Origin of the sequence: Achromobacter sp. Marseille-Q0513 (assembly GCF_018195695.1) — a bacterium.
Lineage (GTDB): Bacteria > Pseudomonadota > Gammaproteobacteria > Burkholderiales > Burkholderiaceae_B > Achromobacter.
In genome coordinates this window covers 39,623-53,207 of record NZ_JAGTJY010000022.1, presented here as the reverse complement: position 1 = coordinate 53,207, position 13,585 = coordinate 39,623, and the positions used below count along the sequence as shown (strand labels likewise).

Here is a 13,585-nt window from a genome sequence, read left to right as displayed (position 1 = left end):
GGGCGCGGTCAGCGTGGACGCGCGCAACGTCTCGTTCAAGGCCAACGGCGACGTGGACCGCAAGCAGAGCATCGACGCGGTCGTGGTGGCTGGCGCGGTGGCGGTGTCGGTGGCCTATGCGCCGCCCGTCGTCGACGGCGCCAGCCTGGCCGTCTCCGGCGCCGGCGCCGGCGCGCGCGCGGTCAACAAGTCCAGACTGGCATCACGGCGCGCATCAGCGACCAGAACCAGCAGAACCGCTTCGAGGCGGGCAGCGTGACCGTCAGGGCGCTGGACCAGGCCGAGATCAACAGCACCATCGCCGCGGTGGCGATCGCCGTGGCCGTGTCGCTGGGCGCGACCGCCGCCTTGTCGGTGGCCGCCTCGCTGGCGCAGAACGAGATCGCCAACACCACGCTGGCGACCATGGACGGCGTGCGGATCGCCGGCGCGCCGGCGATCACGGTCAAGGCCGACAGCCAGGCCGCCATCACGACCGTGTCGGTCGCGGTGTCGGTGAGCGTGGGCGCGGGCCTGGGCGGCGTCTCGCTCGCGGGCGGCGGCGCCAATGCGCGCAACCTGATCGGCTCGTCGGCGACGGCGCTGGTCAACGGCTCGCGCATCGACGGCAATGCCGGCAATGCCTTGAATATCGATGCCGACATGAGCGGCACCATCAAGGCGACCGTGGTGGTCGCCAGCGTGGGCTTCACGGCGGCCGGCGCCTCGCTGGCCATCGGCTCGGCGCTGGCCGAGAACAGCATCACGGAAACGGCCGGCGCGCGCGCCGGACTGACCGGCAGCAAGCTGTCCAACCTGGGCGCGGTGTCGGTCACGGCCGACAGCGTGCAGCGGCTGGAAGCCAAGGTCGGGGCCGGCGCGGTGGCGGTGGCCATGGGCGGCGTGGCGCTGGCCGGCGCCGGCGCGGCGGCCTTCAACACGAGCAAGGCGATCACCCGTGCCTATGTGGACGGCCTGACCCAGGTCGACGCCGCCGTGCGCGCGGCCGAGAGCCTGACGGTCAAGGCGACCAATACCTCGACGCTGGAGGCGACGGCGGTCGGCGCCAGCGCGGCGGGCACCGGTTCCGGCCTGGCCCTGTCGGTGGGCGCGGCCGTGGCCGGCAACAAGACCCTGGGGACCGTCGAGGCCTATGTCGACAACAGTGTGTTGTCGGTGACCGGCACGGGCGCGCAGATGGCGCGCCTGAGCGTGGCGGCGCAGGACGGCAGCACCCTGAAGGCCAAGGCCGTCGGCGCCTCGCTGGCCTTCTCCATGCAGGGCGGTTCGGTGTCGGTGGGCGCCACCGACGTCAAGAACGTGGCGGCGGCCAGCGTGCAGGCGCGCGTCAGCGGCGCCACGATCACGGTGTCCGACGGCGTATCGGTCACGGCCAAGGAAACGGCCACGGTGGACAGTGTCTCCGTGGCGGCCTCGGCGGCGGTCGCGCTGACGGGCGTGGCGGTTTCCGGCGCGGGCGCCGGCAGCTCCCAGGGGGGGGCGAACGAGACGGGCAGCCGCCTCACGGGCTCGACCGTGACGGCCGGCACGGGCGTGTCGGTCACGGCCGAGAATACGTCGACCATTACCGCCGTGACCGGCGCGGTGGCGGCCAGCGTCACCGGCGCCGGCCTGGGCGCCAGCATGGGCGTGTCCATCGCCAGCAATACCTTCGGCACCCATTCGGGTGACGGCGTGACGCGCACCAACGGCGCGCAGGCCTATATCGCCAACAGCACCGTCACCGTGGCCAAGGGCAATCTCGATGTGCTGGCGACGTCCAGCGAGACCCTGAACAGCGTCAACTTCGCCGGCGCGCTGGCCGTGGTCGGCGCGGGCGTGGCGGTGGCCGGCTCGGGCGTGCAGGTCAGCAACCGCTATGCCAGCAACACCTCGGCCTACATAGACGGCTCGACGATCACCGTCGGCATCGACGGCGAGCGCGGCTCGCTGACGGTGCGGGCCAAGGACGACAGCATCATCGAACGCTCGGCTGCCTATGGCGTGGCGGCGTCGCTGGGCCTGGCGCCCGGCGCCAGCGTGTCGCTGGTGGTGTCGCTGGTCGACACCACGGCGGAAAACACCGTGTCGGCCTATATCGGCACGGCCGGCGGCAAGGAGGTCGGCGCCTACGACAATCTGTCCGTGCTGGCGCTGGAGAAGACGCAGTTCAAGAACCTGGAGGCGGTGACGGCCTCGGTCGCGGCCAGCGCCGGCGTGGCCGGCGCGGGCGCCGGCGTGCGCGTGACCAACAACACGCGCAACAACGTCAGCGCCCGCATCACCGGCAATGGCAAGGTTGGCGCCCTGGGCGCGCTGGCCGTGAAAGCCGACACCAATGTGCTGGCGGAAATCGACCTGACCCAGGTCAGCGTGGCCGTGGGCGTGATCGGCGCGGCGGTGGGCGTGGGCATCGCGGAGAACATCTCCCGCGACACGACCACGGCCTCGGTGTCCGAGGCGCAGGTGTCGGCGCCGAGCGTCAGCGTGGACGCGCTGGTGGCGGTGGACTTCAGCCGCACCCAGACCGCCGGCGTGGCCGCCACGACGGGCCTGGCCGTGAACGTCAACAAGGCGAAGGTGGATATCGGCGCGACCACGCTGGCCGAGGCGCGCAACGGCGCCGTGCTGAACGGCGTGGGCGTGACCACGGCGTCCGGCAGGACGCCCGGCCTGGTCAGCGTCAACGCGCAAGGCACGTACTATGGCAAGGCCTATTCCAAGGCGATCACCGGCGGCGTGATCGGTGTCGGCGTGATGAGCGCCGAGACCGTGCTGCAGGGCTCGCTCAAGGCCGTGGTCGACAACGCCAGCCTGCGCGGCGACGTGATCGGCGTCACGGCCAAGGCGACGACCGACCGCAACGGCGAGGCCGGCCTGCTGGCCGAGGCGCGCTCGCTGGAAGTGGGCGGCCTCACCATCTCGGTGGACAGCGCCAAGTTGACGACCAGCCTGGATGCGCGCGTGGAAATCTCCAATCGCGCGCAGGTCGACGGCACGTTGCTGAATATCTCGGCCAGCCAGGCGCAGTCGGTCAGCGTCAGCATGGACGCCGGCACCATCGCCCTGGTGGCGGGCCGGCAGGGCAAGATCGAGGCCGACATCGGCGGCTCGTCCTATGTCGGCATCAGCGGCGGGGCGCGGGTCATCGGCAATAAGGTCGACATCCGCGCCAGCAACACCGTGCGCGGCGAATCCGCGCTCAACGCCTATTCGGTCAAGCTGGTGGGCGCCGACGTCAGCAAGCACGACGTCAAGATCCGCCCGCAGTCCGTCATCGACGTGAGCGGCGCGCGCGCGGCCGGCGACACCATCGACACGGCCGGCGCGACGGTGGTGCAGGCCAGGGGGAACTACGGCACCCCGGGCATGCTGGACATGGTGGCGACCAACGACATCATCTACACCCAGCGCAACAAGATCACCGGCGTGGCGGGATTCACCGTCACGCTGTCGACCAACCACCTGAGCACCGACGGCGCGCTGGCCCAGGTCAAGATCAACGGCGCCTTCGTGCGCAACACCTTCGGCGACGTGACGCTGGCGGCCAACACGCGCGGCGTGACCACGACGATCAGCGACATGCTGATCGTGTCGGTGTCCAGCGCCAGCAAGACCGACAGCAACAACGACCTGACCGTGCGCAACAGCATCCAGATCGACAATTCGTCGATCGAGGGCGACAACATCCTGGCGCTGGCCGGCAACAGCAAGGTCTCGGATCCGCTGTCCACGGGCTATCTGCTGGCCAACGACAACGTCTCGTTCACGATGGTGGGCGTGGCGCAGATCCCGCTGGTCAACAGCGGCGCCAAGGCGCGCCAGATCAACACCATCCTGATCGACGGCGTGGCGGCCAACGGCTCGCTGATCAAGGCGCAGCGCAACGTGCGCCTGGAAACCAACCCGTCGATGCTGGACCAGGCCAAGGTGAACGGCTCGGTGCAGGTGATCGGCCTGAACCTGAACCCGACGGTCAAGCTGGCCGCCGGCGTGGTCGACAAGGCATCGAGCAAGGTCGCGACCTCGTCGGCCACGCGCATCATCGCCGGCGTGAACAACGCGGCGAACGTGTTCGTGATCCCGGCCGAGCTGCTCAAGGCCCTGGCCCAGGCGGGCGTGCTGGTCCTGCCCACGCAGGCCAACCCGACGGTCTCGTTCGACCCGAACTCGCCCGCCGTCAAGGCCATCCTGGAAAAGCTGCTGGGCGCCAACTCGACCAGCCTGAACGGCGCCGGCGGCACGGTCAACATCGACGTGCGCTATGAGCTGACGGCGTTCCGCGCGCAGGACATCGAGGTCAACGTCACGACCGGGATGGTCATCAAGAAGGGCAACGACTATTACTACTACGACAGCCTGGACAGCCGCAACCTGAACCTGGCCACGGAAAACTACGGCAACAGCTACTGGAAGAAGAACCCGCCCTCGCTGACGCAGGACGACAAGGACGGCGCGCTGGACTGGGACTTCGGCAGCTTCGCGGCCGACAAGGTGGGCAGCATCTACTACGTGCTGAAGACGGTGGACCTGGGCCAGCCCGTGCTGCGCTACGCCAGCCAGCAGAACATCATCAGCCAACAGATCCGCACGCTGACCAAGATGCAGTCCGAGCACGCCTCCGACCCGCAGGCGGTGGCGCGCTACCAGGCCAACATCGCGGCGCTGCAGCAGCAGCTCAAGAGCCTGCAGCTGACGGACAGCAAGGGTCGCTACCTGGATTCGTTCTATACCTTCTACGTCGATATCCCCAACCTGTACGCGTCCGGCGGCTCGGTCTATGTGAGCGCGGCCGATACCAGCGGGGTGAAGACGGGCGGCATCGACGCGCGCGCCAACACGCAGATCAACATCGTCAACGATTCGCCGATGCTGATGAACGTGAACGATGCCGTCGTGATGGACGGCACCATCATCCGCCCGGGCTCCGATGGCGAGATGAAGATCTTCAAGTCCGGCCATCTGTACATCAACGACGCGTCGGTCAAGGGCGCGACCGGTTCCGACGTGGCGGAAGTGCGCGTATTGCAGCTGAAGAACGGCTGGGCCGCCGATCCGTTCGGCGGCGCGCTGGACGCGGAGATGATGGCGCTGGTGGGCAGCGCGCCGGTGGACCTGAACCTGCTGGGCGCGGTGGTCAATCCGCTGGGCAAGGTCTCGGTGGTCAACACGCTGGGCAGCATCAACGTCACCGGCACGATCTCGGCGCTGAGCCTGGACATCCAGGCCAAGGGCAACTTCAGCCTGCAGAGCGACGGCTGGTTCAATACCGGCGCCGATCCCACGGTGCTGGAGAACAGCTGGAAGTTCATCGTCGACTACTTCAAGAACAATGCCTCGAGCACCGGCGCCAGCGAAACAGCCTCGGATGTGCTGCTGAAATGGGGCTACAAGAATCTCACGTCCTATGCCCAATACCTGACTAAAGACAAGGCGGCCACCGACTCGCGCATCTTCGCGCTGGGCGCGGTCAATATCTCGGCCCTGACGCTGAACATCGACGGCAAGATCCAGAGCGGGGTGACGGACGCCTATATCCGCATCGATTCGTCCTTCCGCGGCGATAAGAACAAGTCGCTGCAGGACAACAACGGCTACGCCGGCAGCGGCGTGTCGTACAGCGCCGACGGATCGATGAATCGCTTCGGCGCGATCACCGGCCGCTTCGACTACGCCACGCAGACCATCATCCTGGATCCGATCCGCCTGGCCGGAGGCAGCATCACGCTGACGGGCCAGATCATTTCCGTGGGCAACGGCAATCTGATCGTCGCCAATGGTTATGCCTCGGTGCACATCGACAATCAGACCACCTTTGCGCTGGTGACCGGCGACATCGACGTCAGCACCTACCGCAAGGGCCGCATCGAGATCATCGACACCGCGCGCGGCCAGCGCGACCTGTACGAGCTCAATGGCGCGGACCAGGTGGTGCACACGGTCTGGAACAAGTTCGTCGAGGTGACGAACGCCGGCGTGGGGCAGCCGGGCTGGGTCTGGGTCTACGACAGCGGCAGCGGCCCGGGCAACACGGCCGGCTCCAGCGCCGTGGTGGGGAACCTGGGCAGCCAGCTGACCACGACCTACAAGCCGGCGCCAGGCCAGGTGATGGTCTGGGTCATGGGCTGGGAATCCAGCGAAACGACCACCACCACCTACGTCACCAAGCAGCTCAACCTGATCGGCGACGGCGTCGATCCGCTGGGCTGGCTGACCAACAAGAACACCACCAAGAAGGGCCCCTACGTCACCTATGCGCAGTCGCGCCCGGTGCTGGTGTCGACCGTGGTGGCCTACACCAGCGAATCTTCCGTGCCTGGCGTGCTGCGGGACCAGCTCGCGGCTAGCGGCAAGCTGAACGATGTGGTCCTGCCGAACTACGTGGAGGGCAGCGGCAAGCAGGAGCTGCGCGCGGACCCGAACGGGCCGATCTTCATCCCCGGCAAGGGGCGTTTCAGCCTGGTGACGGTGGGCGGCCAGCAGCTGGAAAGTTCCAACTTCGTCGTCACCTATCGCAAGTACAACACCAGCGTCATCGTGCGCAACGACGGGCCGCATTCCAGCGGCGGCGGCTGGCTGCGCACCAAGACCACCACGCTGACGCAGGTGGTCGAGAAGAAGCAGCAGGAGCTCTATACCTTCTACGTGCCGGCCTCGCAGGACATCAACCTGACGTTCCTGGGCTCCAGCGCGCAGCCGAACGCGGTCTATATCCGCAGCAACGGCGACGTGACGCTGGGCGGCAACGTGATCGTCGGCAATGGCAAGACCGTGCGCATCGAGGCCGTGTCGTCGTCGAAGTCGACGTCCATCACGACTCGCGGCGAGGTCGGCATCCTGGCGCGCGATCCCAATGGCCAGATCCAGCCGGGCACCGCCTCGGTGAATGTCGAGGCCTACGCGCTGGGCGGCTCCATCCAGTTGAACGTCATGGGTTCGGCGGGCTATACCCGGGCCGAGGCACGCAACGATATCCGGCTGACCTATTTTTCCGAGGGCGGCACCAGCTCCCGCGCCATGCTGCAGAAGGTGGCCTCGTCGGCCGGGACCGTCTACATCGAAGCGCTCAACGGCATCTACGCGCACGCCTCGGCCGGCAACGACACCGTGGTGCTGGGCAACCGCGTCGAGCTGAACGCCGGCTACGGCGCCATCGGCACGGCCGCCAAGGCGCTGTCCATCCATGCGCGCCAGGGCTTCGCGGCCCAGGCCGGACTGGCCGGCGGCGTGGCGGGCGCCGACAAGAGCATTTACATCGCGCAGAACGTGGCCAACGCCGATCTGGTGCTGGTCAAGCCGGTGAACTGGGTCAATCCGCAGGCCTCGGTGTACTCGCAGCTGGGCAGCGTGAACATCACGCTCAACGGCGGCTCGCTGCTGGACGGCGAGAAGGCCGATACCCGCACCGCGACCGAGAAGGCCTATCCCACGGTCACGGCCAAGATCCTGGCGGACCTGAACACGCAGATCGCGCAGTACGAAGGTTATTGGTCGGGCGTGCGGGCATTGCAGGTGGCCAGTATCACGCTGGGCGGCGCCGGGACCTTCCTGAGCACCCAGCTGGAGGGCGACGGACGCTATCTGGCGGTGAGCTTCGCGCAGGCCGGCGACTACGAGGCCATCCTGAAGGCAGCCGTGGATGGCGGACGCCTGGTGCGCCTGGCGTACAACAACAGCCTGAACGGCAATGCGCGCCAGGAAATCCTGGGCAAGCTGATCGCGGTGTCGAATGACGGCCTGAACTACCGCTTCCAGTTCTCGGTCTACGATTCGGCGACCGGCCTGTTTGCCGCGCCGGCGTCGATGGCCTCGCTCGGCTATACCGCCGGCAGCCAGGGCGTGCTGTTCGGCCCGGCCTATGGCCTGGCCGGCGCCACCGACACGTCCAACGCCAACCTGCCGATCCGCTTCACCCTGCCGGCGACGCTGCCGGCGTCGACCCTGGGGTCCGGCGTCCTGCAGATGACGTTCACGCAGGCGCAGCTGAACCAGCTGGCCGCCAGCGGCAATGGCGCGGACGTGCTGGCCGCGCTGCGCAAGTACACCTATGTGGAGATCGGCGGCCAGAAGCTGCTGATCGACCAGATCCTGCCGGTCATGAAGAGCGGCGGATACTGGGGATCGCAGGACTTCGACACGGTGCTGATCACGCTGAAGACGCCCTATGTGGGCATCTCCGCGTCGACCAACGGCCATGTGTCGCTCAACGTGGTGCTGGGCAGCGGCAGCGGCGAGTATGGCGGCGACAACTACGCCGACAACGTCAAGGCCGCGCGGCCGGGGGTGCCGGCCAACGGGACGCAGGTCGCGAACCCGCCGGCTGGCGACACCGACATCACGAACGCGGTCATCGCGGCGATCAACGCCTACAACACCGCCCATCCCTCGGCCAAGATCTCGACCGCTCCGGGCTCGCTGTACGACCTGCTGACCAACACCGCGCTGGGCAAGGCCGGCTCGGTGATCCAGCGCAGCGTCACCAGCAATACCATCGCGCTGGCCGGGGCCGCCCTGGGCTGGCAGATTCCGGCCAACGTCTCGTCGGTGCAGGAATACGTTGCCTGGCTCAACGACCCGGCCAACGGCCTGGTGGGTAGCGAGATCAAGCTGACCATCGACGGCGTCGAGGTCACGCGCCGGATCCAGTCCTTCGACCTGAAGCGCGCGGACGGCTCGACGTCCATGGGGATCTACCACCCGGACAACTATCTGTCGCTGGTGCTGGACGATACCGTCACGCTGAAGAACTACTACGTGCGCAACGGCAGCGACGCCGTCATCGCCCAGCAGTTGCCGTCCGAACTGAGCTTCGGCCTGACGGGCCTGGGCAAGGGCGACAACAAGGGCGAGATCGCCTATGCGATCCGGCGCGGCCTGGGCGCGACCGCGCTCATGCAGGGCTCGCTCGCGGTGGACAGCCGCTCGGCCTGGGGCTGGTGGGGCAATCAGAACCTGACCTTCTACCAGTACACCGAGACGACGACGGGCGGCGCGGCCAGGTATGGCAACTATGTGAGCCTGGGCAACGGCTTCAGCTGGGACCTGAGCGCGTCCAACCTGAGCGATAGCGCGCGCATCCAGATGCTCAACGCGATCAAGTCCCTGCTCGCCAGCGGCCAGAACATTTCGCTGACCGGCCTGGACCTGTTCATGACCAACGACGGCACCACGCGCACGGGCCATCAGCTGGGCGTCTATGACAACGGCAAGCTCAAGATCGTGTCCGTGGTGGACGAGTTCGGCAATCCGCTGACTGCCCAGAGCCCGGACAGCGCCTGGCTCAAGGGCCGGATCGTGTTCGCCGGCGATGTCTACGCCGAGGAATCGCAGCTCAAGGCGCTGTATGCCTACCGCAATCTCGACACCAATGATCCGAACTGGAGCCAGAAGCCGATCGATCTGGGCGGCATGGTCATCAACGCGGGCATCCGGCTGGTCGACTCCGGCTTCGCGCAGCAGTCGCTGGCCGCCAAGGGCGCGGCCTCGCTGACGCTGGCCGGCAACGACGCGCTGACGCGCGGCCAGCGCGTGGAGCTGAGCTTCGCAGGATCCAGCCAGACGCTGGTCTACTACATCAAGAGCGTGAACGGCCGCGTCGTGACGCTGGCCGACACGGCGGACAACGCCTTCCTGCCCAACGGCGAGGCGCTGACGCTGGAGCAGATCCTGAAGGCCGTGGGCGCCACGCCCGGCGCCATCTCGGTCAGGCTGCTGGATGCTTCGGCCAGCGGCGCGTCCGTCGCCACGGACGACGTCATCACCCTGACCAAGACCGACATCGTGCCGGTGCTCGATGCCGCCGGCAACGTGACCGGCTACCGCAATCTGCAGAACTACGACCGGGTCTACCTGAACGACGCGCTGGCCAAGGACGGCAAGACCATCAGCCTGCAGAACAACGTGGCCTACTACGTGCTGGTCGAGGGCGGCAACCGCGTGCGCCTGTTCGCGTCCAAGGAACAGGCCATGCTGTACCAGCAGTTCGAGCAGCTCAAGCAGACGCCGGACGGGCAGGCCCTGATCAAGTCGCTGTTCACCGACGCCGGCATCATGCCGCAGTTGCTGACGGGATTCGCCGCGGCCAATCTGCGCGGCACGTTCACGGTCAGCACGCACCTGTTCCAGGCCCAGGCCGTGGCGGATCCGGCGGGCCTGAGCGCGCAGATGCAGGCGCTGCACGAGCAGTTCAAGAACCAGGCCTACGACCCCAATCACCTGCCGTCCAGCCTGAACCTGACGGGCGTCCAGGATCTGGTGAAGTCGGTGCGCAACCAGGTGGTCTATGACTACGCCGTGAACAAGGAACTGGCGCAGACGGCCGAGTATCACAACTACTGGCGCGAGCGCCTGAGCTCGGCCGTGGGCGCGTCGTCGGCGCTGACGGGGCTGGCCGACGGCAGCTTCAAGCTCGCCAACATGTTCATCGTGGACGACGGCAAGGGCGGCCTGCGCGCGCTGGCGACCGGCGACGAGATCTACTTCCGCGACGCGGTCGGCGGACTGCGGGCCGACACGGCCTACTACGCCATCGTCGGCGCCGATGGCAGCATCCGCCTGGCGGCCACGCTGGCCGACGCCATGCTCTACCAGACCGGCGCGGGCCAGAACGATGCGCTGCTGGCCCTGTATCCCGGCATGGGAAAGGCCGTCACGGTGGACTTCAAGGCAGCCGACCTGGCGGGCGCGCAGGCCTATGTGCGCAACTATGTGCAGAAGACCGACGCGCCGGCGCAGACGGCCGACGAGATCGCGTTGTACGGCAGCAGCTACCAGACGGGGTATTTCTTCTATTTCTCGGCGGCGACGCTGCGCAATATCGAGAACAACCTGCTGTATCCGGTGTCGGCCACCATCAACGAAAAGGTCTTCGACATCGACAGCCAGTCCGAAGGCGTGCCGCCGGCGGATCGCTTCCTGAACGTGAAGGCGGGGCAGGGCATCACGCTGCGCACCTCGGGCCAGGGCTCGATCGGCGCGCGGCTGGGCGAATACACGCTGAAACTGCCCGACCTGAGCACGATCAGCGGCGACCAGCGCGCCAACATCTTCGACGCGCTGCCGGAGGCCGACAAGGCCATCCTGTCGCGCGCCAATGCCGCCAACCTGGCGGGCGTCTATCACACGCTGTACCGCTACATCGGGCCCGCCGGCACGGTCTCGCTGGACCGCGCCCATGTGGACTTCACCGACGCCAGCCTGTGGCGGGCGGTCAATCCGATGTTCTCGAACGATGCCGCGCTGCAACGCGGCACCAGGCTGGCGGCGGGCTCCGAACTGCAATTCCTGTTCGCCGACCGTTTCGGCCTGTTCGAGAACAGCCGCGAGGTGTTCGTCTACAACAGCCGGATGCTGGAAGGCGCGACCGGCGGACAGCTGGCGCAGCTGCAGGCGAACATCGCCGCGGCCCGGACTGCCGGCCTGCAGGTGGTGGACATCGGCAGCGGCTTCCTGGACCCGGTCTGGAAGGCCGTCGAAGTGCCATTCGTGGCGCAGGACGGCGCCAGCGCGCAGCAGCTGAAGACGGGCGCGCTGGTGGGCGACATGCGCGATCCGCGCTATCTCACCATCAACCTGACCCGCTCGCTGGCGGTGCAGGCGGTCGACGGCGTGGTGTCGGCCTACAGCGACACCACGGTGGGCCTGGACTCGCCCCAGGGCAGCATCCGCCTGGGCGACATCCATGGCGCCAAGGGCATCACCATCACGGTCAGCGCCCAGGGCGGTTCCATCATCGGCACCGACGCGGGCACGCTGGAAAGCCAGGGCCAGGTCAGCCTGGTCGCCAACCGCGACATCGTGGGCGGCACGCGCGACGCCAACGGCATCTACCAGTACGACGGCGCCAAGGCGCTGCAGCTCAACCTGGGCGCGGGCCATGCGCTCTATGTCGAGGCGGGCGGCGTGGCGCGGGTGGCGCAGCAGGGCGGCGTCGACCTGAACCTGGTGCTGGCCAATACCAAGGGCACGGCCCAGGCCGGCTCCAGCTACCAGGCCGACGCCAACCTGCGCGTGGGCCAGGTGATCGCCGCCGGCAACGTCACGCTGCAGGCGGGGCAGTCGATCCTGAACGCCACGGCGGCGGGCCAGCGCCAGTACGCCAACGTCACGCTCAGCGAGCTGAGCGCGCAGGCGCTGGCGGCGCTGGGCTATGCGCGGGAGGTGGTCCTGATCGCGGGGCAGTCCGTCGGCCAGCTGGGCGCGGACCTGTCGGCGGAAGGTTCACCCGTGCTGGTCAATCTGTCGGCCGGCGACAGCCAGGCCGTGCTGAAGGCGCAGGCCGGAACCAGCCTGAACGTCTATGGCCTGCATGGCCTGCGCCTGGGCGGCGTGACGGTGGCGGACGGCAATGGCCTGCGCGGCGACGCGCGGATCTACGCGCTGGATGACATCCTGAACGGCACGGCGCCGGGCCAGGCCGCGCTGACCGCGCGCAATGCCTGGCTGGGCACCCTGTCCGGCGGCATCGGCGTGGCGGCGCAGCCGCTGCTGACCGATCTGTCGGGCTATCTGATCGCGCTGGCCCAGGGTTCGGTGGCGATCAGCCAGCTGGGCGCGCATGATCTGGCGCTGGCGCATGTGGAATCGCGCAACCGCGACGAGATCCGCCTGAGCAGCCAGGCCAGTATCGTCAACGACAAGACGGCGCATCCGGGCCTGTCGGCCGGCCGCGCCGATCCGGTCGTCATCGGCGGCAGCCTGTACTTCACGGCGGCCGGCTCGGTCGGCGGCTACGGCCAGTCCGACGCGGCGGGCGCGGCGGTCAACGACGCGCTGATCGTGGCGGCCATCGGGCCGCAGGCCACGCTCAATGCCACGGCCGGCGGCGACGTCGCGCTGGTGCAGGTGGCCCAGGCTGACGATGCGCTGGGCGCCACGCAGACGCTGGCGCTCAACGTGGGCCGGATCGAGGCGCGCAACGTCTGGCTGGCGGCGCGTTCCAGCGCGGCCGGCGTGGGCGGGGACATTCATGTGGCGGCTGGTTCGGCGCTCAGCGCCGTGGGCGTGGCCAGCCTGCTGGCCGGCAACAACCTGTATGTCGCCGCTCCGTCCAATGGTCAGCCCGGCGGCCTGATCTCGGCCGGACAGCGCATGAACCTGCGCGTGGACCGCGATGACCGCGGCGCCTACGGCAAGGCCTCGGCCATCACGATAGACGGCCGCCTGCTGGCGCCGGAAATCGTCATCCACGGCAGCGAGACCGGCGCCAACACCGTCCGCTTCGGCGCGACCGCCGACGCTGGCGGCGCGCTGGACGGCAACGGCTTGCTGACCCAGGGCAACGCGATGCAGATCCTGGGCGGGTCCGGCCAGGACGATATCGAGATCCGCGCGCGCCTGATCGCGCAGCAGTTGCTGACGGTGTCCACGCAGGACGGTGATGACCGCGTGGCGCTGCAGTCGACCGAAACCTCGGGCGGCGTGCGCATCGAGACGGGCGCGGGCGACGACACGGTATCCGTGATCGGCACGCGCGTCGGCGGCGGACTGTCCATCTTGACCGGCGACGGCGGCAACATCGTCACGCTGGACACGGCGACGGTGGGCGGCGATACGTCCATCACGAGCGGCAAGGACGCCGACCAGATCACGCTGCTCAACAGCGGCC

Annotated in this window: 2 protein-coding genes; both read left to right on the top strand. The window is 68.2% G+C overall.

Annotated elements, in window-relative coordinates; all coding sequences use genetic code 11:
* Positions 1-259, top strand: a 259-nt coding sequence (locus KDH83_RS07485) for a hypothetical protein (RefSeq protein WP_212314034.1), incomplete at its 5' end; no start/stop codon positions are given.
* On the top strand, positions 256-13,585 hold a 13,330-nt coding region (locus tag KDH83_RS07480; protein ID WP_212314033.1), incomplete at its 3' end, for a hypothetical protein. The genes KDH83_RS07485 and KDH83_RS07480, both read left to right, overlap by 4 nt.